Raw genomic sequence first — 23,261 nt, forward strand, 5'->3', positions numbered from 1 at the left:
AGTGACCACCACGGCAGAAAAGCTGGCCGAGCTGCGCGCAAAACTGGAGATCGCGAACGAACCCGCAGGGGAAGCCGCGATCGCCAAACGTGCTCAGAAGGGCATTCCCAGCGCTCGGGAGCGCATCGACATGCTCCTCGACAAGGGCACCTTCGTCGAGATCGGCGCGCTGATGAAGACGCCCGGCAACCCGAACGCGTTCTACGGCGACGCGGTCGTCGTCGGACACGGCCTGGTCGACGGCCGGCCCGTCGCGGTGTTCTCACACGATCAGACCGTTCTCGGTGGCAGTGTCGGTGAGATGTTCGGCCGCAAGGTGTCTGCCGTTCTGGAACACGCATTGAAGATCGGTTGCCCGGTCGTCGGTATCAACGATTCCGGCGGAGCCCGCGTCCAGGACGCCGTGACCTCGCTCGCTTGGTACGGCGAGATCGGTAAGCGCACCGAACCGCTGTCCGGACTGGTGCCGCAGATCTCGGTCATCGTCGGCAAGTGCGCCGGTGGTGCGGTGTACGCGCCGATCAACACCGACGTCGTCGTGGCGACCGAAGAGGCGTACATGTTCGTCACCGGCCCCGACGTCATCAAGGCGGTCACCGGTGAGGATGTCAGTCTCGAGGAGCTCGGCAGCGCTCGTAAGCAGGCCGAGTACGGCAACGTGCACCATGTCGCGCCCGACGAGAAGGCCGCGTTCGACTGGGTGCGCCAGTATCTGAGCTACATGCCGTCGAATGCGCAGGAGAAGCCTCCCGTGATCAACCCGGGTCTCGAACCCGAGATCACGACCGACGACATCGAGCTCGATTCGTTCATGCCCGACGCCGACAACTCCGGCTACGACATGCACGACATCCTGCTCAAGATCTTCGACGACGGCGACTTCTTCGAGGTCCGCTCGCAGACCGCCCCGAACATCATCACCGGCTACGCGCGCGTCGACGGGTGCCCCGTCGGTGTGGTCGCGAACCAGCCGCTGTACCTGTCGGGTGCACTCGATGCGGCTGCCGCCGACAAGGCCGCGCACTTCGTGCGAGTGTGCGACGCATACGACATCCCGCTGGTGTTCGTCGTCGACACGCCGGGTTTCCTGCCGGGTGTCGACCAGGAGAAGATCGGCGTCATCAAGCGTGGCGGACGGTTCTTGTTCGCGTACGTGGAAGCTTCGGTACCGAAGGTGACCGTCGTGGTGCGCAAGTCGTACGGCGGTGGCTACGCGGTGATGGGTTCGAAGCAGCTCGGTGCCGACATCAACTTCGCGTGGCCCACCGCGCGTATCGCGGTGATGGGTGCGGAGTCTGCGGTCGCGGTGATCGGCCGGAAGCAGATCGCCGAGGCTGGCGAGAACGCTCCGGTGGTGCGTCAGCAGCTCATCAACTTCTACAACGAGCATGTCGCGACGCCGTACATCGCGGCCGAGCGCGGTTATATCGATGCGGTGATCGAGCCGAAGACCACGCGTCTCGAGATCCGGAAGGCATTGACGCTTCTCCGCGACAAGAAGGTGTTCAAGAACCCGCGCAAGCACCACCTGCTTCCGCTCTGAGAGTGTGATCGAGAAGTCCCACCGGCCGTCGATGTGGCTGTGCCGGTGGGACTTTCGCATATCAGTCGAGGATGGCGGTGGCTTCGATCTCCACCAGGAGGTCGGGTTCGGCGAGTGCTGAGACACCGATGCCGGTCAGGGGCGCCAGTGGTCCCTCGATGCCCAATGTGGCGGCTGCTCGGCCGCCGCCTTCTACGAGCTGGGCCATCTTCTCGGGAGTCCAGTCGACGATGTAGGCGGTCAGTTTCGCGATGTCGTCCCAGCCTGCACCGACCTCGGCCAGGGCGGTGGCGATGTTGAGATAGCACTGCTCGGTCTGTGTGGCGAGGTCGCCTTCGCCGATTCTGTTGCCGTCGGCGTCGCGCGCGACCTGCCCGGCGATGAACACCATTTTCGATCCGGTGGCGACCGATACCTGCTTGTAGAGGTCGGTCTGCGGAAGTCCTGCAGGATTGACGAGCGTGACGGCCATGGAGGTCTCCTGGGGGTGGTCGAAGTCTGAAGCGGACCTCCAAACTATAACAGTGCAATGCTATGTAAAGTAGCGTCATGGTGAGAGCGAAGGATCCAGCGGTGCGCACCCTCCTCGTCGAGCGCGCAGCGCAGATGCTGCGAGCCCGCGAACCCCTCACCCTGCGCTCGCTGGTGACAGGGACAGGAGTGTCGACCATGGCCGTCTACACCTACTTCGGTGGTATGGACGGTCTGTGGAAAGCCCTTCGGCAGGAAGGATTCACGCGGCTCGGGTCCGGATTCCGAACGGTGGAGACATCGGGGGACGGGGTCAGAGACCTGGCGGCGTTGTCCGCGTCCTACATCGACAACGCCCTCGATCATCCCGACCTGTACCGCGTCATGTTCGATGCAAGCGTCGAACTGGAAGATCTCGAGGCGGCAGACGCCACCCTGGAGTTCCTGGTCCAGGCTGCGCGACGAGCGCGGAACGAGGGACGCTTCCGCGCCGACGTCGACCCGCTCGAACTGGCGATCCAGAGTTGGGCCATCGACCACGGACTCGTGTCGCTCGTGGCGAACGGACCGCTACCGCACACCACCGTCGACCATTGCGTAGTCATGCTCACCGCACTGTTCGTCCAGGCGGGAGACGAACCCGACAGGTGCCGCGCATCTGTCGAGGAGGGGTGGAAGCAGCGGGCCGGCCGCGAACGTAGATGATCAGCCGGTGTGCAGGGCACTGAGGATGTAGCTGAGGATGTGCTCGACCTCAGTGCCCGGATCGAAGTCCGTCGTGTCTTTCCACAGCAGATGTTCCATCTGCGCCAGCAACAGAATCGCGGTCGTTGTCGAATCCCGCTCCGGGTCGGTGGAGCCGAGATCGGTGATCGGACCGACGAGGACGCGAGCGAGAGTCAGCTCGAGCTCCTCCCGCACCTTCGGGGCATGCGATCGGCCACCAGCGCCCCCGCCTACAACGTTGCGCGTCGCGGCAGCGATCTCGGGGTCGACGCCCTGCTTCAAGATCACAGTCGCGCCCGCACGCAACGCCGCTTCCGGCGTCTCGGCTGCATCGATCTTCCTGCGCAGATGGTTGACGAGGCGGTGTCCGCCCTCCTCGACCACTGCGTCGACGAAGTCGCTCTTGCTGCGGAAATAGCGGTAGAACGCATCGTTCGACAGTCCGGCGGCCGCCACGATATCGGCGACACGCGCAGGCGATCCGGCGGTCAGCAGATCTCGTCCGGCCTTGATCAAGCGATCGACGTCGCGACTCGCGGCTTCCTGCCGCGGAGTGAGGCTTCGCTGTACCGCTTCGGTGGCGCGGGCCGACATGGCGCTGGTGCCGGTGATGTCTTCGGTGGTCACCCTCGCCATTCTAGAGAATCGGAACGCAGTTCTGTGCGCTCCCCCGGGTATGGCCGAACGTCACCTTTGGCTACTCGAAGTGGATGAAGGTGACATTCGGCCAAGTCGGACTGGAGGGCGCGGGCGTCGGCAGGCTTGCTCGTAGGCTGCACGTAGATCCGCGAGAACTATCGCGGGCGAGTTACGGATCTGGCTCGGCAGGTGCGCGACGACGATGAGTCCGTGCCGCTGCATGCGGGCTCGCCGCTGCAGCGTCTTCTCGTGGTCCGCAGGGCTGAAATGGTGCGCGAGTGAATCGATCTCCCACGCTACGGCGACGTCGTCCATCCAACCGTCGGGACGAGCGATCCAGGCGCCGTCGTCGGTGAAGACATCAACATTGTGCATCATCGCAGGTAGATCGCTCGTCGCATAGAGCTTCTGCGCCCACACCTCGGCGACGGAATGCGCGTCGTCGGAGAGCTCGCGGATGACGCCCCGCGGCACCGCAGTTCCTCGTCTGCTTCCCTCGGCCAGTTCCTGTGCGAGCTCGTCGACGGAGACGTCGCCGCGTTGTAGCGCTGATGTCAGCAGAGCCCGGCATCGGTCTGTTCGCGACATACGGCGGGCAGCGTCGAGCAGGCACCGGGCTACAGGCGCGACGCGCAGCTTTCCTTTGCAGACGGGATCGGGGAGGCGCGACGATCGTTCGACGTCCACGAACGAGAACTTCCGTCGGTGTTGTTCATGCGGGATGAGTAGGAGAACGTCACTCATCGTGGCGGAATGCTGGTAGCCGTGAAGCGTCAAACCGGCATGTCCTGAGAGTACTGCGTCGGCGCCTCCGTAGAGCTGCGCTGCCGTGTGCCGGTCGGTCGTACTGAGCCGACCGTTGTGTAGGCCGATGACGCCGGGCAGGATCCGCTGCCACGGACCACCTTTACGGCAGCGTCCGCTGATCGCGCCCGACGTGACACCGTAGTCGAGCAGTGTCGCCGTCCGGATGATCCCATTGACGCTCAGTGCGTGCAGTGCTGAAGGGTCGTCGCCCCATGCTCCCCGTTTCATGGCGACCATGATGCCGATGGCAACGGACGGAACAGGGCCGTTACGCGTGTTGATGGGCGAACCTGTGGATGAACCACCCGCCTGTGGATAACCCGGTGCGCCAGTCGGTTTAGCCGAACGTCACCTTTGGCTACTTGGAATGCATGAAGGTGACGTTCGGCCATGGGGGCCGCGGCCAGCCTACTGTTCGTAGACCCTCAGCGTGCCAGGGTTCCACAGACCCGAGCGCGTTGACTGCTCGGTCACGACGTCGGCCGGTTCGGCATCGGGGTAGTACCGCACATACCGCTCGAGCGAACCCCAGTCGCGCGCCCAGTCGCCGTCGAGATACGTCGGGATCGCTTCGGGACGGGCGAGGACCTCGGTGAACCCCAGCGGCCCACCGAATTCGGCTGCCTGCCAGGTGTCGGTGGACGACACGGCGAGCGGGCGGTCGGGGAGGATGCGATAGTTTGGCATCTCCGCCACCCCATATGCGTGGTCGAACGGACGCTGGCACGGGAACTGCAGGCCCACGGCCCAATCCAGCAGCACCGGCTGCTCGGAGCCGATCACCGAGTCGAGAGTGTCGAGCTGCGGAACACGCGGAGGGGTGAACGCGAGCCATTGGTCACCGGTGAGATTGGGGTCGTTCGCGACGATGCGGACGACATCGGCATCTTCGGGCAGGTCCGCAATCGGTATCCGCAGATTCCGCCACGACGGCGCGGGTCCGATATCGCGCGGCAGGTAGCTGCCCTTGACCTCGAATGTTCCGTCAGGGTTGCGGGTACCGTACTCGAGCAGCAACGACTGCCCGTAGGTCAGCGCGCCGGTGTCGTCGTACGACCAGATGCGACCGGCCGCGGAAATGACGATCAGCGGAGCGTCGTCGCTGCGTTCGGGTAGCCGGAACCAGCTCGACGTGAGCATCGCGGGTTCCTGGACACCGTCCTGGTAGCTGCCGAGGACCGGAGTGACCGCTGGGTCGAGACCGAACGGCAACTTCACGGTGCTGCCGTTGATCGTCTCCGCGCCCGAACCGCCGGTGGTACCGCCGCCGGCCCCGGTCTCGAAGGTCACGCCGATGCTCTGGGTATCGGTGTTGCCCTGCCCGGGCTTGACCTCGACGTAGTCGGCTGTCAGATCGCTCGGGACGCCGTTGGGGGAGAACCCGACCGGTCCGGCTCCTGCGAGAGCGTCACCGCCGGCGGGCGGGTTGGCAGGATCGAGGAGCGGTTCGAGACGTCCGGAGTTGGGATCGCTCTCCACCAGCACATCGTTGGCGAGGCCACAGGAGGAGCCGGTCAGGGCGTCGACGTTCGAACGTGCCAACGAATACGCCGGATACTGCGACACGGCGCCCTTGAGCAGCGACAGGACTTCGAACAACACCATCACCGCCGCGACGACGGTCAGTGGCGCGGCCGCGAACGTACGGATCCGCCGCCCCTTCTCCGACGTGGGTTTCTCCGGTGGCGGCGCATAGCCTTCGCGGAGGTACTGCCAGGCGACGAGGACGAGGGCGAGACCGAACAGAACCAGGAACAAACTGCTCGACTGGTACCCCGACAGCGACACGGTCTTGTCGAACCACGGCACGCCGTAGCTCGACACATACCACCAGCCGTTGATACCCGCGAACGAGATGGCGAGGACGAACAGCAGTCCTGCGAGGAAGATCGTGCGGTTGCGGCGTGACCGCAGCGCTTGCGCCGACACGACCACCGCGGTCAACGCGGCCAGGGATCCTGCGATGCCCGCATACGCCCCGAAGTGATGGGTCCACTTCGTGGGGTTGAACATCATGAAGAAGATCGTTCCGAACACGATGCCGATCAGGCGCCACGACGGGCTCACCGCGATACCGGGAATGCGACGACGACGCAGGAGCACGAGCAGCGTCGTGAACAGGCACAGGACCATGACCAGGAACGCGAAGCGGCGGGGCAGCGAACCGTCGACGGTCTGCACCATCAGGTAGTAGTAGCGGAGGAAGTCGTTCCACCACTCCTCGTTGGGACCGATGATCGTGCGCACCCGGGTGGCTTCGAGGACCGCGGAGAGAGTCTGGTCGGAGAAGACGACGACGAGGACCAGCAGTCCGGCGGCGCCGATCGGGGCGAGCAGCGGCAATGTGCCGACCTCGCGATGCTTGCGGACGATGATGCGCGTCATGGGCCGGATACCGGCGATCAACGCAGCGATACACATCAGGCCCGTCGGAGCAGCAGCGAGCGTGAACGCGCCGACGACCACGGCCGTGGCAGCAGGAAGCAACCGTCCGGTGGCGATCGCGCGTTCGATGGAGCACCACGTGAGTAGAGCGCCGACGGCGACGATCGGCTCGGGCCGCAGACCGTTGTTGTACGGCAGCCAGAACGCGAGGAACACGAGGCCGCCTGTCCACAGGGCGATCTGATTGTGCCGGACCGCACGACCGAGGCGCGGCACTACCTCGCGGCTGATCACCATCCAGCACAGAATCCCGGCGAGCAACGCGGGCAGACGCATCCACGGGCTTGCCGTCGAGATCTTCGCGAATAGGGCCAGCACGTCGTAGTACCAGCCGAACGGGGCTTCGGGGACACCGAACCACCGGAAGTAGTTGGCCATGTATCCGGCGTGATCGGACACCCGCGCCATGGTGAGCAGATAGCCGTCGTCGGAGGTGTTCGCGCCGAAGAAATGCCAGCCGATCAGTGTGCCGACCACCACGAAGTCGACGCCGCGGAACTTCCACCAATGTGACGGGAAGAAACGTCGGTGCCCGCGGCCGTCGGTGCCGTCGAGTTTCGCCAGCGCCGCCAGTGCCAGCGCCGTCGCCAGCACCGCGAGAATCATCGCGAGAGACTTCGCGAGCGTGGGCGTAGACGAGAACCGCGAGTCCACATCGATCTGCACGTCGAGACCGGGGACATCGGTGGACAGGTCGCTGAACACGCCGACGACGAGGGGCCGCAGGTCGCCGGTCAGTTCACCCGCTCGGGGATTGCCGTTGTCGTCGGTGAGGCCGACGAACTCGGCGGTGGTGCGCTCGATATCCGAGAAGATTCTGATCTCGGTGCATGCGGGGGAGGTGACCTCGGCGCGCGGCGCAGTCGCGACCACGACATTGCGATCGAGAACGTCGACGTTCTCCGGCCCGACCCGGACGAACATCGCGTTGAGTGCGGCGTCCTGCCCGCGAGAAGGCGCGGTAGCGAGGACCATGCCGCCACTATCGGGAAGCTGTGCGATCGCGGCACACGGCACGGTCGCCGTCAGCTGCAGGGGCACCTGCGACATGAGCGGCGCCTCGACGTCCGTCATCGAGCCGTTCTGCGGCCACGACACCGTCGCCTCGGTGACCTTGACGGGCAGGAACGGTGTCGCGAGGGCGAGCACCATCCCGATGATTCCGGCGACGACCGCGATGAGCCGCGCGGTGCGGTACTGCGAACGCAGGTCCTCACCGACCGGTCGTGTGGCGGTCACCGCTGGGGAGGAGTCGTTCGTCGTGGCGTCGGGCACGGGAGTCGATGGTATCGGGCAGTGACCAGCGCGGTCACGCGCCCTCATTCGAGCAGATCGGGCACTCCGTCACGGATCGCTCCCGGACTCCACAGACCGGAGCGGGTGATCTCGTCGACCGCGATGGTCGCTGTGCGTGCGTCCGGGTCGATCCGTCGGTACCGCTCCAGCGACCCCCAGTCGCGATCCCAGTCGTGGTTCAGATAGGTGGGCACGGTCTCCGCGGTGAGCAACAGCGGGATCCATCCGAGGGGTCCGCCGCCGATGGAGTCCTGCCATCCGTTGGTTGCATCGGCGCCCACCCGGTCCGGAAGGATGCGGTACTCGGGAACCTCGGCGACACCGTAGCGGTGGCCGAACGGGCGCTGGCACGGGAAGGCGAGCCCGACCGACCAGTCGAGGAGACCGGGCGCCTCGGAACCGACGACCGTCTGCAACGTGTCGAGCTGCGGCATCCGCGGTGGCGTCACCGCGACCCACTGGTCCGGCGACAGGTCGCCGTCTTCGACGACGAGCCGCACCGCGTCGGCGTCCGCGGGAATCGCGTCGCTCGGCACCCGCAGATTACGCCAGGACGGCGCCGGTCCCACGTCGATCGGTGCGATCCGCCCGATCGCGTCGACGTTCTCACCCGAGGAGACACCGAACTCGAAGAGCACGTCCTGACCGGGGGTGATGACACCATCCGGGTCGACGTACTGCACACGACCCGCCGCGGTGACGACGAGCAGCGGTGTATCAGCGGTGCGTTCGGGCAGCGCGTACCACCCGGATTCGAGCTCGGCCGCGTGCTGTGTGCCGCTCCGGTAGCTGCCGAGCACCGGGGTGCGTGCGGGGTCGAGCCCGAACGGTAGCCGCACCGTGCTCTCGTTGATCCCGGCGTCACTACGGCGCCCGCCGCCGGTGCCCGCCGTCGTCGAGGTGGTGGTGCCGCCTTCGTCGGCCTCGAGGGAGTTCGCGCCGCCGGTGGTGGTGATCTCGGCGTCCGCGGTCAGATCCAGCGCGACGCCGTCGGGAGTGAACCCGTCGGCGCGGCCGGCGCCGAGAGCGTCTGCTGCGAAGCCACTCAGCGGAGCGAGCATGGTGGAGTTCGGGTCGGCTTCGACGAGAACGTGATCGGCGAGACCGCACCCGCCCGAGAATGCGGCGGCGTTCGAGCGCGCGATCGAGTAGGCCGGGTACTGCGATACGGCGCCCTTGACGAGGGAGAGCACCTCGAATAGCACGACGCCCGCTGCGACGACGGTCAGCGGTGCCGACGCAAGTGCCCGAGCTCGACCGTTCCGTGCAGGCTTCGGCTTTGCGAACGGCTCGCGCAGATGGAACCATGCCGCCACGATGAGCGCGAGCACCGTCAGAGCGAGCAGCACCGTCGAGAACCCGTACCCCGAGATGGACGGCGGCTTGTCCCACCACGGGACGCCGTAGCTCGAGACGTACCACCAGCCGTTGGACCCCGTGAACGACATCGTGAGCACGAACAGCACACCCGCGGTGAACAACGCACGGTTGCGGGCCGACCGTATCCCCGCTGCACCCACCCCTACCGCGGCGAGAGCGGCGACGGCCGCTGCCAGACCCGCATAGACACCGAAGTGGTGGGTCCACTTCGTGGGCGTGAGCATCATCAACAGCAACGATGCGAAAACGATCCCGAGGATGCGCCTCGACGGGCCGATCGCGGTACCCGGGACGCGACCCTTCCTGAGGATGAGCATCACGCACACGACAAGGCACAGCAGCATGACGAACACTCCGAAGCGGCGAGCGAGCGAACCGTCGGGTGCCACAGTGAGCAGCGCGTCCCATCGCAGTCGTTCGTCGAACCACGGCACGTTCGGACCCACCGCGGACCGCACCCGGGTGGCCTCGAGCACCGAGGCCAGAGTCTGATCGGCGAACACGGCGATCATCACGACGGTGCCCGACGCGAGGATCGGGGCGAGTTGCGGAAGCACCCCGACCAGCGACCGCCGCGCAACGATGAGCTTCGTGAGCGGACGGATGCCCGCGATGAGCGCGGCCACACAGATCAGCCCGGTGGGGCCTGCTGCGAGCGAGAAGGCGGCGATGAGCACGCCGACCGCGGCGGGCAGCATGCGGCCGGTCGCAATGGCACGCTCGATCGAACACCACGTGAGCAGGGCTCCGACAGCGATGATCGGTTCGGGCCGCAGGCCATTGTTGTACGGCAGCCAGAACGCGAGGAACACCAGACCGGCGGTCCACAACGCGACAGTGCTGTGACGCACGGCCACACCGAGACGCGGAATCACCTCGCGGCTGATGATCATCCAGCACACGATTGCTGCGATGAGCGTGGGCAGCCGCATCCACATGCTGGCGGTCGACACCTCCGACATCAGGACCAGCACGTCGTAGAACCAGCCGAACGGGGCCTCCGGCACCCCGAACCAGCGGAAATAGTTCGCCATGTACCCGGCCTCGCCGGACACGCGGGCCATGTTGAGGATGTAGCCGTCGTCGGAGGTGTTCGCTCCGATGACGTGCCACAGAAGAAGGACTCCGATCACCACGGCGTCGGCCGGCGTGAACCGCCACCAGTGCGACGGCAGGAACCTGCGTGCTCTGCGGCGATCGACCCCGTCGATGCGGTGCAGAGCAACCAACGAGGACAGCGTCGACAGAGCACACAGAATCATCGCGACGAGTTTGATCACCGTGGGCGTGGACGTGAATCGGGAATCCAGTTCCGCCTGCACAAACAGTCGGTCGGCGTCGGCGCCTGTGGTCAACGGAACGGCGGAGTCGTCGAGGTCAGAGAAGACCCCCACCATCTGGGGGCGAACATCGCCTCCGACGGTGACATCGACAGCCGGGTCCGCACCCACGATCTGTGCCGCGGTCCGCTCCGAATCGGACGCTACGGTGACCGCGGTGCACGGCGCGTCGAGTGGCGCGGAGACGAGCACCGAGTTCCGCAGCACCGCCTCGACGGTGCCCGGCGCGCCGTCCTCACCGGGTACGGCACGAATCACAAGCGCGTTGCCCGTGGCGTCGGGCGCACCGGGAGGCACCGTCGACACAAGCGTGCCGCCGTCGTCCCCGAGAGCTGCGGCAGCCGCACACGGAACGCTCACTCGCAACGTGAGCGGTGTGTACGTCACGAGCGGCGCTTCGACACTGGCGAGGCCGTCGTTCTGCGGCCATTGAATGGTCGCGGCTTCCTGCTTCACAGGGAGAAACGGGATGGCCGCTGCCAGGACGACTCCGAGCAGACCTGTGAGGACTGCAATGAGGCGCGCGGTACGGACGCTCGAACCCGGGGAATCGTCTGACACAGGGAACGATGCTAAGCGAATGGAGAATTGTTCTGCTCGACCTGATCCGGCGAGCGACACAACACAGTTAGCATCGGTCAGCATGGAGATCTCGTCGGCGATCGGCACTCGCCTCCGCCAAGCGGGGATCTCCGATGTTCGAGACGACAGCACCACTCGTGCGATGTACTCGTCCGATGCCTCGCTCTATCGGGTGCCGCCGCAGGTCGTCGTCCGGCCTCGCAGTGTCGACGATGTAGCGGCAGCCCTCGACGTGTGCCGCCGTGAAGGAGTGCCGCTCACCTCCCGCGGCGCGGGCACCTCGCTCGCGGGCAACGCCGTCGGAACCGGGGTGGTGCTCGACTTCTCCCGCCACATGGGGCGTGTGCTCGAGATCGACCCTCGGCACCGCATCGCGCGCGTGCAACCAGGAGCAGTTCAAGCCACTGTGCAGCGCGCCGCAGCGCCGCACGGACTACGGTTCGGCCCCGACCCGTCGACCCACAACCGCTGCACGATCGGCGGGATGATCGGCAACAACGCGTGCGGCGCTCGCGCCCTCGGCTACGGCCGCACCTCCGACAACGTCGTCGGCATCGAGGTCCTCACCGGTACCGGGCATCCGCTCTCACTTCCCGGCGGTGCGCCGATGCTCGATCCGTTGCGGGATCTCGTCGACGCGAACCTCGCGACGATCCGCACCGAATTCGGCCGGTTCGGCAGGCAGGTCTCCGGCTACGGACTCGAACACCTACTTCCGGAAAACCACTTCGACGTGCGCAAACTGTTCGTCGGAAGTGAAGGGACCCTCGGTGTGCTCACCGAGGCGACAGTGCAGCTGGTCGCCGATTCGCCGGTGCGCACCATGGTTGCCCTCGGCTACCCCGACATCGTCGCCGCAGGCAACGCCGCCCACACTCTGCTCCGGTTCCGTCCCACGGCGTGTGAAGGCCTCGATTCGCGCATCGTCGACATCGTCCGTACCCGGCGTGGGCCGGGCGCGGTCCCACCACTTCCGCGTGGTGCGGCGTGGCTGTTCGTCGAACTCGTCGGCGACGACTTCGGCGAGGTCCACGACCGTGCGGTATCGATGGTCGAGTTCTCCGGCGCAATCGACGCCCTGCACATCGACGATCCGGCACGCGCCGCGGCACTGTGGCGCATCAGGGAGGACGGCTCCGGGTTGTCCGCGCGCAGCCCGCGGGGATTGCCCGCGCACGCCGGATGGGAAGACGCCGCGGTGCCCCCGGACCGCATCGGTGACTACCTACGCGATTTCGAGCAGCTCACCGACAGTTACGGGATCACCGGCTACCCGTACGGACATTTCGCCGACGGCTGCATCCACATCCGTCTCGACATCCCACTCGAGATGCCCGGGCTGTTCCGCGAGTTCCTCTTTGCTGCAGGACGTTTGGTGGCATCGTACGGAGGTTCGATGTCCGGCGAACACGGCGACGGACGGGCCCGCAGCGAACTGCTCCCGTTGATGTACTCCGACGACGCACTGCGCCTGTTCGGCGCCGTCAAATCCGTCTTCGACCCCGAGAACCTGCTCAACCCCGGCGTCCTCGTCGACCCGAGTCCCGTCGACGCCGACCTCCGCGTGCCTGCGGCGCCCGCCGTCCGCACCGGCCTCGCGTTCCGGTACCGGGAGGACGACGGCAACTTCACCCAGGCCGTGCACCGGTGCACAGGCGTCGGGAAGTGTCGCGCCGATACGACGCCCGTCGGCGGGGTCATGTGCCCGTCGTACCTCGCCACCCGCGAGGAGAAGGATTCGACACGCGGCCGGGCCAGAGCGCTGCAGGAAATGCTCAACGGCTCGCTCGTCTCCGGAGGGTGGGCCTCGCCGGAGGTGCACGAAACCCTCGATCTGTGCTTGTCCTGCAAAGGATGCGCGTCGGATTGCCCCACCGGAGTCGACATGGCCACGTGGAAGTCGGAGGTACTGCACCAGACCTACCGCGGTCGCCGACGTCCGATCAGCCACTACACCCTCGGCCGATTGCCGCAGTGGGCAGCGCTCGCCACTCGAATGCCCAGGGTGATCAACACGATTGCCAAAATTCCAGGTATGGGGTCGGCGGGATTGATGCTCGGGGGCATGGACAGGCGCAGGCACGTACCCGCCTTCGCGCCCCGCAATTTCCGGCGCTGGTTCGCCGAGACCGCGGGACAGCGGTTACGCACAGGTGAGCCCGTGCTGCTGTTCGTCGACACGTTCACCGACTACTTCACTCCCGAGGTCGGAATCGCGGCGGTCGCGGTGCTCGAAGCCGCCGGGTACCGTGTCCGGATCACCGAGAAGCAACAGTGCTGTGCTCTCACGTGGATCACCACCGGCCAGCTCGACGAGGCACGAAAGATTCTGGGCCGCACAGTTACCGAGCTTTTTCGTGCGGGTACGCCGATCGTCGGTATCGAACCGTCGTGCACCGCGGTGCTGAGGTCCGACACCGTCGAACTGCTCGGCTCCGAGCCGGCACGTGTCGTGGCCGAGTCCACCCGCACACTTGCCGAACTGCTCGGCGACTGGGAGCCGCCGTCGCTGTCGGGCACCACCGTCGTCGCACAGCCGCACTGCCACCACCACGCGATCATGGGGTGGGAAGCCGATGCCGCGCTCCTGAAACGTGCCGGCGCGAAGGTAACCAGGCTCGGCGGCTGCTGCGGTCTCGCCGGAAACTTCGGGGTCGAGCGTGGCCACTACGACGTGTCGGTAGCGGTCGCGAACAACCAGCTGGTTCCCGCTGTCGAATCCGCCGCCGCCGACACGGTTGTGCTCGCCGACGGTTACTCGTGTCGCACTCAGCTCAGCGACCTCACCGATCGTCGCGGCACCCATCTGGCGGAGCTGCTCGCGTCGCGGTTGCCGTAGGGGACAGGGCCGCATCGTCGACCACAATGTTCGCGCCCGTCGTAGCGAGTGACGTGGCGGTGAGGCCGAACATCCGCAGGAACGAGTCGCTGAAGTGGGACGGCGACGCGAACCCTGCCGACATGGCGGCGCTCGTGAAATCAGTGCCTTCCGAAATGGATCGGGCAACGTGGAGCATTCTCGCCCACAGGCGATACCGACGGAAACTCGTGCCCGTCTCGCGGCTGAACAGACGGAGGAAGTACGACGGGGAAAGTCCCTCCGCGAGCGCCAGGTGTGCGGCGTTGCGTACGGACGGCGGATCGGTGCGAATGCGTTCGAGAGTCCGCGCGATACGGGGATCCAGGTGACGTCGGGGTGATCCGACGACCACCGCCATGATGGCGGCGCCATCCGGAGCGGCACACCTGCACAGGTCGACCAGAGTTGCCTCGGCCGGGTGATTGATCCCGAGGTGTCCCTCGCGGCGTCCCATTCGGCCCATGTGCTCCGATCCGTCAACATGGTTCACGTCCGAATAACAGAAGAGGATCCGGCTGTCCGGCGGAGAAACGACCTGGTGAACGAGTCGAGGAGGGATCAGCGCGCTTCGCGCGGCAACGTCTGCTTCGCCTACGACCCTTACTGTGAATGGCGAATCGACGCCGACAACGAGACAGTGCACCGAGGTGGAGTGCGGGTCGAGACCGAGTGAGCGACCGAGATACGCGGCCAGGCCGGGCCTTATCCACAGCGTCGCAGCCGGCGGCGGATCCGAGTTGGGTGTAGCGCATGTTTCTGGAAGCGCGGCAGGAGCCATACACGCGAGTCTAGAGACCACTACACACACAAAGGAGCGCGAAATGCTCGGAAGTCGAATCGGTTCGGTCCTGATGGCAGGGGTTGGGGTTGCGCATCTCGTCCCGGCGACGGCGGTGCTGTCACGACGTCGGATCGAAGAACTGTACGGAATCACGGTGGCGGACCCGGACGTCGAACTTCTTCTCCGTCACCGCGCTCTCTTCTTCGGACTCGTTGGCGTGGCGTTGATCGGTAGTGCGGCCCGACCGCGCTATCGGCCCCCAGCGCTTCTGTCGGGTGCGGTGGGGCTGGGGTCGTTCGTTGGTCTCGCGTACAGCATCGACGGCTCGAGCAGTGCGCTCGTGCGCGTCGCACGAGTGGACATCGGACTTCTCGTCGCACTGGCGGCAGCAGCGGCGCTCACGCGACGACAATCGGGTCGGTGTCAGGTGCCACGTCACTCGGTATCCGGAGCGCGGTGACGACCAGTGCGAGGTATGAGATTGGCGGGGCGACCGGTGGTTCGGCGCAGCGGGTCGAGCGTAGCGCGTCCCTTGCGCGGGGCGAACCGCTTGGGTCGTGGCCCGATCTCGAAGGGGATTCTCAGATGTTTCCGGGTGTCGGAGTCGATGTCGCAGTTGCCCGATGCCACCGAATGAAGGATGCCGTTGTAGACGAGGTCCCACAGTGCGGGGTTGGCCTGAATCTGCGCGATTCGCATATGGTCAATCTTGCGGCCGTGTGCATCTCGGAAGAACAACTGCCTGTCGGCCCTGGATACGCGGAGATGTACTTTGGTCAGTTGGTAGGTGTCGACCGATCTCGTGTGCTTCTGCAGCCAGGTCGCTCCGGCAGCGGTCCAGCGATCATTCCCTCGGCGCACCAGCAAGGAAAAGGAGACGATAAGTGCCCAGTTGAACCAATGGTGTATCCACCCGAATCCTCCCCAGATCACCGTCCCGTACAAGGCGAATAGGACAGGGATTGCGATGCTGGCGCCGAACCGATCACCGAAGCGCGGCTGTGCAACCTCGAGTGCCGCGCCGAACTCGATCGGCGGTGGCGCGGGGATACTGTGCGGCAACTGATCGCTGGGGGTGTTCGGTTGACCGCCGAGGATGCGTGGTGCGCGGGGTGGCCGAGGCTCGCCGGTGACCGGGTCGGGGATCGGCGGTAGGTCGGGGGTGTTCACCATCCGCGGCGTCTTCCCTTGCTGCGATTGTTGTTGACCGGGCGTGGTCCGAGTTCGTACGGGATTTTCAGGACGCGGCGGGTTTTGGCGTCGATGTCGCAGTTGCCTGATGCGACGGAGTGGAGGATCCCGTTGTAGACGAGGTCCCACAGGTCGGGGTTGTTCTGGAGGTCGTGGATCTTGAAAGAGTGGATTTTGTTGCCGTGGGCGTCTTTCAGTCGTAGGACGCGGGCATAGCCGTCGGCGGAGAAGCGGATGCGAGTGAGTCGGTAGGTATCGACCCAGCTGCTGCGCCATTGCACCCAGGTGGCACCGGCAGCGGCCCAAGAGTTTCCGTAGGCACGGAACATCATCCACGCACCGGTCAAGATGATCACCCAGAACCACCACCATTGAATCCATTCGAATCCGGCTTGCACTGAAACGGGAGCAATGACTAGACCCGCCATTGCGGCTGCGGCCAAGCACTGTTCACGGAGCGTATGTTGGCTCCATTCGAGCATCGGTCCGAAGTCGTCCGGTGGTGGTTCTGGGCGGTTCCGAGGGAGACGGTCCAACGGTGTAGTTTCCGTGCCGTGATGGATGCGCGGTGCGCGGGGCGGCCGGGGTTCTCCGGTCGCCGCTTCGGGGATCGGAGGTAGGTCGGTTGCGTACATCGTGCTCCTCAGAACAGGTTGCCGACCCAGCGTGCCGCTGAGCCGGCAGCGCCGGAGATGTCGTCCCAGTGCTCGATTGCCTCACCGACACCGAATGCGACCCCGATCCCGGCGCCGACGGCGAGCAGCGTGACCGGTCCGCCGGCAGCACTAGCGAGGATCAATTCGGTTGCAACGGTTCCCGCAACAAAGCCACCGACGTCCTTCGCCACGGCCTGTACGGCGTCGCCGGTGGACTCGGCGTTGTACACGTCCGTTGCGGTTTGGCCTACGGTCAATCCGAGGCCGACCACAGGAATCTTGGATCCGAGCGATATCAGTGCCAATCCGTCAGGCACGAAATCGCCGATGTTCTTGCCAAGCAGCTGGACGACCTTGTTGTCACCGAGCCCCGCGAGCAGCCGGGAGTTCTCCGCAGCGAATCGCGCCGCGTCGTCGGCCCCGCCTTGGAAGGCGCGAACAGCTCTGGCTGCTGTGGCTTCCGGGTACGGGTCGCCCAGCCGGGCTGCTTCCGCGGCGAGTTCGTGTAGCCGGGCCAGATTCGCGCCTCGGTTATCGGCGATCGGCCCCCATTTGGCGAGCTCTGCGAAGGCAGTGCCGACATATCCGGTGACTGCGAACGCAGCCAGCCAACCCCACTGCGCTTCCGCGTCCTTCAGGATCGTCGTCGGCCCACGCAGTGCTTCCGCGAACGCGCTGTGCGCTGCGACCTCGATCCCTCGACCTTCCGCGACGAGCCCCGCCGCAGTTTCATAGGCCACAACCTGCTTTGCTCGAAGGAGCTGGGGTGCAACATCATACGAGTTCGGATTTACCGCGATCGGACCGCCGATCCCGGTACCGAACTCCACGGGAATGCCCGCTTCCGACGGTGCCACCTCGGCCTGCGACATTCGTGCTCGTGCGGTGACGAGCTCATCGGCGAGTACACGCAGGGCGGCGGCAACCACGTCGATCTCGTTCGCGGCCGCGGTGGTTCCGGCGATGATGCGGTCGAGCGTCTCCCGGAATTCGTCGCCGGCAGTGCTTCGGAACTCGTACTCGGATTCGGAGCGGCCGTCGCGTGCCGACTTCAACTGTTCGTTCACGCCGGTTGCGAGGTAGGCGAGCGAATCCGCGCATGCGTAGCAGGAGTCGGGGTCGCCGAAAACGTGGGTGTCGAGGCTCATTGTTCACCGGCCTTCGCGATTTCCTGGGCGCTGTGTTCGACGGTCTCCTGATAGCTGCGCAGGCTGGCCTGCGTGGCGTCCGCTGCGTTGGCCAGCGACCGGACCGCCACGTCCAATGCGGCTGCGATCGACCCGAGTGCGTCCACGAGCAGTGCTGTGGAAACACCGGCGTCGGGTATCTCGGCGGGTTCGGAATCGAGGTTGTTGATTCCGCTCGCTCCGGTTGCGAGACGGCTCGCGACCGCGTTGAGGTCTCCGATGTCGATGCTCACCTGGTTCCTGTCCTCCCGAGCGGATCCTGCAGCCAACTTCGGGGCTGTCGGTATTCGTCGTCGACCGGTGGCGGTGGTTGTCTTGCGTCGAGCAGGGCCACGTCGTATCCGGTGGTGCGGTGGATTTCCTGCAGTCCGCCGCTGTCGACGCCCATCCATGCCTGCCGCGGCCCGGAGCAACGGACCAGTTCCTGCAGTGACGTGTAGGCGGGCAATGCCAGCCGGCCGTCGGGCAGGGTGCGCATCTCCAACCGAACCTGCCCCGACCCGTCGCGGCGCCTGATCGGCACGTACAGAATCTCACTCATCGAATCCCCCGATACGGTCGCACCCCCCGTACGACCCGCCGCGACCTTACCGCAACGGCGATGAGTTTCCGCGCGGAGCCGGGTCGGTATCGGTGACATCAGCGCATCGAATCGAGGAGATCGTCATGACCACCCATTCCGCCACCAACCGCGACGCGCACACCCCCGCCGAGACGCCCGGTCGGGGCGCCCACATCGCCGGCTTGATCGTGAGCGGCCTCGTCGTCCTGTTCCTGCTCTTCGACTCCGTCATTCACCTCATGAACACCTCGCAGGTGCAGGATGCGATGGCCGACCTCGGCTTCGATCCGAGCCTGAACAGGGTGTTCGGGATCGTGTTGCTGATCTGCCTCGTGCTCTACGTCGTGCCGACGACCGCGATCCTCGGCGCCGTACTGCTCACCGGATACCTCGGTGGAGCGGTCGCGACCAACCTGCTCACCGAGCAGCCGATCGTCAGCACCACACTGTTCCCGATCTACACAGGAATCTTCGTGTGGGGAGGATTGTGGCTGCGCGACAACGGAGTTCGAAACATCATGCCACTTCGGCGCGGGTGACCACAGCAAACGGCCCCACCTCGGTGATTGTGAAACGCGGATCGTCGAACAGGGTCTCGGGGAAGGTGACCGTGTATCGGCGGACATTCGGGTCGTTCGGGTAGACGTCCTCGGCCAGCCGAAGTGTGTAGCCCTCGGCGCCCTGTCGGAAGACGATGGCGTCGGGGGCTCGCCACTGCAGCGAATCCCACGCGGAGAGAAGCTCTTCGGACGATCCGAATTCCGACCATTCTTCGATCGCTGCTGCCCGACCCGCGAAGTCTGCGAGGGGATTCGCGTAGTGCGACGTCAGCGCTTGGAAGCCGAAGTACGGGTAGTACGCGAGGAACGCGGTGTCGGCGGTGAGGATCACGTGGTCGTCGCGGTCGCCGCCGAGTTGTGAGCGCAGCGTCTCGTCGATCTCCGCGTAATACGACGCAGCGCCTGCCGGCCGCTGGTCGGCCCGCTCACCGCTGCCGTCGGTGTCGGTGTAGGCGACGGTGATCTCGTTCCCGAGGACTTGCGGAATGTTCTGGGTGAACGCCAGCGCACCGAGCGCGCCCACCGCGACGAGCACACGTCGCACATTCGGGTTGTCGCTCGAGGCGAGGCTGATCCATCGCGAGAATTCGACGAACGCGAATGCACCCGCCGTACCGAGTAGCACCAGCAGGATCACTTCGAGCCGGAACGCGAGCAGCGTGTTGCCCATCGCGGTGAACGCCATCGACGCCAAGAACCACAGGTACACAGAGATGACGCCGAGCCCGAGCGCCTGAGCACGCCGCGATGATGTCGCCCGCCCGATCAGCCACACACTGCCGAGCAGACACAACAATCCGATCAGCGACATGTGGAACATCGGCAGCGGCAGGCTCGCGCCCGTGTCGGGTAGGTAGTGGGTCGCGGAACCCGAGCCGGCGGTCGAACCGCCCCTGAGTACGTCGAGCAGGAACGGTGCCCATACGATCAGCGCGACCACCCCCGCGATCACCGCGATGGAGACGAATCGCACGAGCACCGGCATCACGCTGCGCCACGAACCTTCGGCCCGCTTGGCGAGCACTGCCGCAGTCAGCGCCATCACCGTCACCGCGAACGCGGCCAGGCCCAAGTACAGCGTGTAGAACGTCGCGGCGATCCCGAGGAACAGGCCGGTACCCACCACCGCGCCCCACCCCTGCCGTGCGCGTTTCTGGTAGTCCTCGCTACCAGAAACGCGCACGGGGTTGAGGGCGCCCCAGGCCAGCACCAGCGCCGGTGCGATCAGCAGAGCGATCACCGCGCCGTACGGTTCCGGCGACCCGTACGCCAGGACGATCACCGTCGATGCGGTCGTCACCAACACGGCGAGATCCGACCGGACGAGTTCCGACCACAGCACCAGCGCCACAACGGCCGCGACAGCCAGTGAGGCGATGGCATAGGGCTTGAATGCCTCCCAGCCGTCCATCCCGAGCAGATTCGCGACACGGCCACCGATCCAGAACCAGCCCGCCGGATAGAACGGGGGCATGTCGGCGTAGTTCATGTCGCGCAGGGCCGCGCTGTCGGTCAGTCGCGTGAGGAACTGCGTGCGGAACTCCTGGTCGACGGAGATTCCGTGCAGATACAGCTTCGTCGCGGCCAGCGGCATGCCGAGGGTCGCCGTGACCAGTCCTGACAGCGCCGCCCACGACAGCACGCGCGCGCCCGTCACCCACTTGCGACGACGCAGCAGGTAGATCGAGCATCCGAGCGCAGCCAGCGCGACGAACTGCATCACCGTCGTGACGGCCTGAGTGACGTTCGACGAATTGAACGCCGGCCATTGCACTCGCGCGAACGCGAACAGTCCCACTGCAGAAACGACGATCGCGACGACCACGGCCGCAACCATGCGACCGGCGGTCGTCGCGACCTTCCGAAACGGAGCGATGGGGATGACGGTGGGACTCTCGGCGACTGTCACGGGACCCGAGCCTAGTGAAGCCCGGGTCCCAGACGGTGTAGCCGGTGCCGTCAGATCGGCAGCTTGCGGAAGACTGCGCGCGGGATGTGCCGCAGCACGATCATCACGAACCGGAACGGACCCGGCGCCCACACGATCTCTTTGCCCTTGTCGGACGCGGCCACCGCGAGCGCGGCCACATCTTCCTTGTTCACGGTCAGCGGCGCTTCGTCGACATGCGCGCTGAACTTGGTGCGAACCTGGCCGGGGCGCACCACGGTGACGCGGGGACCGAACGGGCGCAGCGCCTCGCCGAGACCCAGGTAGAAGCCGTCGAGGCCCGCCTTCGACGAGCCGTACATGAAGTTGGCACGCTTGACGCGCTCACCGGCCACCGACGACATCGCGATGATCCGGCCGAAGCCCTGCGCCTTCATCTTCTCGCCGATGAGTACACCGACGGACACCGACGCCGTGTAGTTCACATTCGCGACGCGGACGGCCTTGGCCTGGCTCTGCCACAGTTCCTCGGAGTCACCGTCGAGACCGAATGCGACGACGGCGATATCGACGTCGCCACCTGCCCATGCCTCGTCGATGACTTTCGGGTGGGATTCGGTGTCGAGCGCGTCGAAGTCGATGACGTCGACCTTCGTCGCACCCGCAGCATTCATCTGGGCGACGGATGCGTCGCGCAGCGGGTCGTCCGGCAGCGCCGCGAGGATGACGCGGGCGGGCGACTTGCGCAGGTACTCCTCGACGATGGCCAAGCCGATCTCGGAGGTGCCACCGAGAAGCAGCAGGGTCTGGGGATTGCCGACGGCATTGATCATCAGTGCAGTTCCAACCTTCTGGACATATCGGAGGCGAAGACGTTGGTGGGGTCGACCGTGCGGCGCACCTTGAGCCACTCGTCGATCCGCGGGTACATCGAGTGGAAGGTTTCCGCGTCGGTCCGCGAATCCTTCGCCGTGTAGAGGCGACCACCGAACTCGAGGACGCGCTTGTCGAGTTCGCGCACGAACTCGTTCAGGCCCGCCTTGATCGGGAAGTCGACGCAGATGTTCCAGCCCTTCATGGGGAAACTCAGCGGTGCCTTGTTGCCCTCACCGAACAGCTTGAAGACGTTGAGGAACGAGTAGTGCCCGGAGCGCTGGATGTCGACGATGATCTTCTTGAACTCTTCGACGGCTTCGGTGGGGACCACGAACTGGTACTGCAGGAAACCCTTGGACCCGTAAGCGCGGTTCCACTCGCCGAACAGATCGAGCGGGTGATAGAACGCGGTCAGGTTCTGGATCTGGCCCGTCGCGTTCTTCGTCTTGCGGTAGTACAGCTCGCCGACGATCGAGAAGTCGAACTTGTTCGCAAGACCGTTCGGGAACACGTCGGGAAGGGTGAGCAGCGTCGGCGCGTCGAAGGCCAGCGGATTCTTCTGCAGTTTCTTCGGGAGCTGATCGAGTGTTGCCAGCGAACCCCGTGACACAGCTCCGCGGCCCAGCTTCGGGGGCGCGGAAATCGCGTCGAACCACGTGCTCGAGTAGTCGTACTTGTCCTCGGAGCCGTCGCTGTGCACGGCGATCGTCTCGTCGAGGGATTCGGTGCGCATGCTGTCGGCGATGAAGTACGCAGTCTCGGTGGGCGTCATCTCGATGGTCGCGCGCAGGATGATGCCCGTCAGACCCATGCCGCCGACCGTGGCCCAGAACAGCTTGGAGTTGCGTCCCGTCGGGCCGCAGGTGCGGACCTGTCCGTCTGCGGTGAGCAGGTCGATCGAGCGCACGTGGTTGCCGAAGCTGCCGGCGCTGTGGTGGTTCTTGCCGTGGATGTCGGAGCCGATGGCACCGCCGATCGTCACCTGGCGGGTGCCGGGCAGGACCGGTACCCACAGGCCGAACGGCAGCGCCGCACGCATCAGCTGGTCGAGCGTCACGCCGCCGTCCACCACGACCTTGCGGGATTCGCGGTCGACGCTGTGGATCTTGTTCAGCGCCGTCATATCGATGACGAGCCCACCCGCGTTCTGCGCGGGATCGCCGTAGGAGCGGCCGAGACCGCGCGCGATGACACCGCGGCGCAGGTGCGTCGGCTTCGACTCGTTCTGCTCCGCGACCTGCGCCACGGCCTTGGCGATCAGCTCGACGTCGGGTGTGGAGAGCACCTCGGCGGTGGTCGGCGCGGTGCGCCCCCATCCGGTCAGGGTGCGTGTCTGGGTGGGGAGAGGCTCGCTCGCCTGCTCTTCAGCTGTCGTAGACATCGAGGTAGAGGCTACCTGCGTCAGCTCACTACCCGGCAAGATGCCGTAGGTCACTCGTTGCGTTTCGGTGAGAATCTCCATGTAGTGGCG

At 65.7% G+C, this 23,261-nt stretch carries 19 protein-coding genes; 5 read left to right on the plus strand and 14 right to left on the minus strand.

The features are described from left to right. The first annotated feature begins 1 nt into the window (after position 1). The gene (locus ACTDXD_RS12145; RefSeq protein ID WP_440127251.1) at positions 2-1,543 is read left to right on the plus strand and encodes an acyl-CoA carboxylase subunit beta; all 1,542 of its coding nucleotides are present in this window, start codon (positions 2-4) and stop codon (positions 1,541-1,543) included. A gap of 61 nt (positions 1,544-1,604) precedes the next feature. Here ACTDXD_RS12145 and ACTDXD_RS12150 read toward each other — a convergent pair whose 3' ends face one another. Beyond that, a complete protein-coding gene (locus ACTDXD_RS12150) occupies positions 1,605-2,015 on the minus strand; it encodes a RidA family protein (protein WP_440127252.1) in 411 nt (136 codons plus the stop codon). A 77-nt stretch (positions 2,016-2,092) separates the two neighbouring features. On the opposite strand from ACTDXD_RS12150, the gene ACTDXD_RS12155 reads away from it, so the two are divergent. Continuing rightward, positions 2,093-2,719 (plus strand): TetR/AcrR family transcriptional regulator, encoded by a 627-nt coding sequence (locus tag ACTDXD_RS12155; protein WP_440127253.1) that lies wholly within the window; start codon positions 2,093-2,095, stop codon positions 2,717-2,719. Here the strand turns inward: ACTDXD_RS12155 and ACTDXD_RS12160 are convergent, their stop codons facing one another. From ACTDXD_RS12160 to ACTDXD_RS12175, 4 genes are all read right to left on the minus strand, one after another. After that, positions 2,720-3,367: a TetR/AcrR family transcriptional regulator gene (locus tag ACTDXD_RS12160; RefSeq protein WP_440127254.1), complete on the minus strand. Its 648-nt coding sequence runs from the start codon at positions 3,365-3,367 to the stop codon at positions 2,720-2,722. It lies immediately after the preceding gene. Between the two features lie 60 nt (positions 3,368-3,427). Beyond that, complete coding sequence (locus ACTDXD_RS12165; RefSeq protein ID WP_440127255.1) at positions 3,428-4,414, minus strand: hypothetical protein; 987 nt, start codon at positions 4,412-4,414, stop codon at positions 3,428-3,430. 180 nt (positions 4,415-4,594) lie between these two features. Beyond that, a complete protein-coding gene (locus ACTDXD_RS12170) occupies positions 4,595-7,906 on the minus strand; it encodes an arabinosyltransferase domain-containing protein (RefSeq protein WP_440127256.1) in 3,312 nt (1,103 codons plus the stop codon). 44 nt (positions 7,907-7,950) lie between these two features. Continuing rightward, positions 7,951-11,208: an arabinosyltransferase domain-containing protein gene (locus ACTDXD_RS12175; protein WP_440127257.1), complete on the minus strand. Its 3,258-nt coding sequence runs from the start codon at positions 11,206-11,208 to the stop codon at positions 7,951-7,953. An 82-nt stretch (positions 11,209-11,290) separates the two neighbouring features. Between ACTDXD_RS12175 and ACTDXD_RS12180 the strand changes: the two genes are divergently transcribed. Next, positions 11,291-14,068: an FAD-binding and (Fe-S)-binding domain-containing protein gene (locus ACTDXD_RS12180; protein ID WP_440127258.1), complete on the plus strand. Its 2,778-nt coding sequence runs from the start codon at positions 11,291-11,293 to the stop codon at positions 14,066-14,068. On the opposite strand, the gene ACTDXD_RS12185 is transcribed toward ACTDXD_RS12180, so the two are convergent. After that, positions 14,013-14,579, minus strand: coding sequence for a helix-turn-helix transcriptional regulator (locus tag ACTDXD_RS12185; protein ID WP_440127259.1), 567 nt, complete (start codon positions 14,577-14,579; stop codon positions 14,013-14,015). The genes ACTDXD_RS12180 and ACTDXD_RS12185 overlap by 56 nt on opposite strands. A gap of 331 nt (positions 14,580-14,910) precedes the next feature. On the opposite strand from ACTDXD_RS12185, the gene ACTDXD_RS12190 reads away from it, so the two are divergent. Then, on the plus strand, positions 14,911-15,330 hold the full coding sequence (locus ACTDXD_RS12190; RefSeq protein WP_440127260.1) for a hypothetical protein: 420 nt from the start codon (positions 14,911-14,913) through the stop codon (positions 15,328-15,330). Here ACTDXD_RS12190 and ACTDXD_RS12195 read toward each other — a convergent pair. The 5 genes from ACTDXD_RS12195 to ACTDXD_RS12215 all read right to left on the minus strand — a co-directional run bounded on the left by ACTDXD_RS12195 (position 15,306) and on the right by ACTDXD_RS12215 (position 18,445). Continuing rightward, positions 15,306-16,043, minus strand: coding sequence for a hypothetical protein (locus ACTDXD_RS12195; protein WP_440127261.1), 738 nt, complete (start codon positions 16,041-16,043; stop codon positions 15,306-15,308). The genes ACTDXD_RS12190 and ACTDXD_RS12195 overlap by 25 nt on opposite strands. Then, entirely contained in the window at positions 16,037-16,417 is a 381-nt protein-coding gene (locus ACTDXD_RS12200) for a hypothetical protein (protein WP_440127262.1), read from the minus strand. The genes ACTDXD_RS12195 and ACTDXD_RS12200 overlap by 7 nt, the downstream gene beginning before the upstream one ends. A 287-nt stretch (positions 16,418-16,704) precedes the next feature. Continuing rightward, positions 16,705-17,865, minus strand: a complete 1,161-nt coding sequence (locus ACTDXD_RS12205) for a hypothetical protein (RefSeq protein ID WP_440127263.1) — start codon at positions 17,863-17,865, stop codon at positions 16,705-16,707. Then, positions 17,862-18,137 carry a hypothetical protein gene (locus tag ACTDXD_RS12210; protein WP_440127264.1) on the minus strand — a complete coding sequence of 92 codons (276 nt, stop codon included), beginning with the start codon at positions 18,135-18,137 and terminating at the stop codon, positions 17,862-17,864. Before ACTDXD_RS12210 ends, ACTDXD_RS12205 begins: the two co-directional genes overlap by 4 nt. After that, positions 18,134-18,445: an SAV_915 family protein gene (locus ACTDXD_RS12215; RefSeq protein ID WP_440127265.1), complete on the minus strand. Its 312-nt coding sequence runs from the start codon at positions 18,443-18,445 to the stop codon at positions 18,134-18,136. The genes ACTDXD_RS12210 and ACTDXD_RS12215 overlap by 4 nt, the downstream gene beginning before the upstream one ends. Before the next feature lie 125 nt (positions 18,446-18,570). Between ACTDXD_RS12215 and ACTDXD_RS12220 the strand changes: the two genes are divergently transcribed. Next, positions 18,571-19,005: a DoxX family protein gene (locus ACTDXD_RS12220; protein ID WP_440127266.1), complete on the plus strand. Its 435-nt coding sequence runs from the start codon at positions 18,571-18,573 to the stop codon at positions 19,003-19,005. Here the strand turns inward: ACTDXD_RS12220 and ACTDXD_RS12225 are convergent. The 3 genes from ACTDXD_RS12225 to ACTDXD_RS12235 all read right to left on the minus strand — a co-directional run bounded on the left by ACTDXD_RS12225 (position 18,983) and on the right by ACTDXD_RS12235 (position 23,171). Beyond that, positions 18,983-20,863, minus strand: a complete 1,881-nt coding sequence (locus ACTDXD_RS12225; protein WP_440127629.1) for a galactan 5-O-arabinofuranosyltransferase — start codon at positions 20,861-20,863, stop codon at positions 18,983-18,985. The genes ACTDXD_RS12220 and ACTDXD_RS12225 overlap by 23 nt on opposite strands. A 122-nt stretch (positions 20,864-20,985) precedes the next feature. Then, a complete protein-coding gene (locus tag ACTDXD_RS12230) occupies positions 20,986-21,747 on the minus strand; it encodes a decaprenylphospho-beta-D-erythro-pentofuranosid-2-ulose 2-reductase (protein WP_440127267.1) in 762 nt (253 codons plus the stop codon). Next, positions 21,747-23,171 (minus strand): FAD-binding protein, encoded by a 1,425-nt coding sequence (locus ACTDXD_RS12235; RefSeq protein ID WP_440127268.1) that lies wholly within the window; start codon positions 23,169-23,171, stop codon positions 21,747-21,749. Before ACTDXD_RS12235 ends, ACTDXD_RS12230 begins: the two co-directional genes overlap by 1 nt. Positions 23,172-23,261: the final 90 nt, after the last annotated feature.

This window comes from Rhodococcus sp. SJ-3 (assembly GCF_051918125.1).
Lineage (GTDB): Bacteria > Actinomycetota > Actinomycetes > Mycobacteriales > Mycobacteriaceae > Rhodococcus.

Excerpts from the sequence above, each read along its gene's own strand:
- ACTDXD_RS12150 (WP_440127252.1), bottom strand. The coding sequence starts at position 2,015 with ATGGCCGTCACGCTCGTCAATCCTGCAGGACTTCCGCAGACCGACCTC.
- ACTDXD_RS12155 (WP_440127253.1), top strand. The coding sequence starts at position 2,093 with ATGGTGAGAGCGAAGGATCCAGCGGTGCGCACCCTCCTCGTCGAGCGC.
- ACTDXD_RS12165 (WP_440127255.1), bottom strand. The coding sequence starts at position 4,414 with ATGAAACGGGGAGCATGGGGCGACGACCCTTCAGCACTGCACGCACTG.
- ACTDXD_RS12180 (WP_440127258.1), top strand. The coding sequence starts at position 11,291 with ATGGAGATCTCGTCGGCGATCGGCACTCGCCTCCGCCAAGCGGGGATC.
- ACTDXD_RS12190 (WP_440127260.1), top strand. The coding sequence starts at position 14,911 with ATGCTCGGAAGTCGAATCGGTTCGGTCCTGATGGCAGGGGTTGGGGTT.
- ACTDXD_RS12195 (WP_440127261.1), bottom strand. The coding sequence starts at position 16,043 with ATGGTGAACACCCCCGACCTACCGCCGATCCCCGACCCGGTCACCGGC.
- ACTDXD_RS12205 (WP_440127263.1), bottom strand. The coding sequence starts at position 17,865 with ATGAGCCTCGACACCCACGTTTTCGGCGACCCCGACTCCTGCTACGCA.
- ACTDXD_RS12215 (WP_440127265.1), bottom strand. The coding sequence starts at position 18,445 with ATGAGTGAGATTCTGTACGTGCCGATCAGGCGCCGCGACGGGTCGGGG.
- ACTDXD_RS12220 (WP_440127266.1), top strand. The coding sequence starts at position 18,571 with ATGACCACCCATTCCGCCACCAACCGCGACGCGCACACCCCCGCCGAG.
- ACTDXD_RS12225 (WP_440127629.1), bottom strand. The coding sequence starts at position 20,863 with ATGGTTGCGGCCGTGGTCGTCGCGATCGTCGTTTCTGCAGTGGGACTG.
- ACTDXD_RS12230 (WP_440127267.1), bottom strand. The coding sequence starts at position 21,747 with ATGATCAATGCCGTCGGCAATCCCCAGACCCTGCTGCTTCTCGGTGGC.
- ACTDXD_RS12235 (WP_440127268.1), bottom strand. The coding sequence starts at position 23,171 with ATGTCTACGACAGCTGAAGAGCAGGCGAGCGAGCCTCTCCCCACCCAG.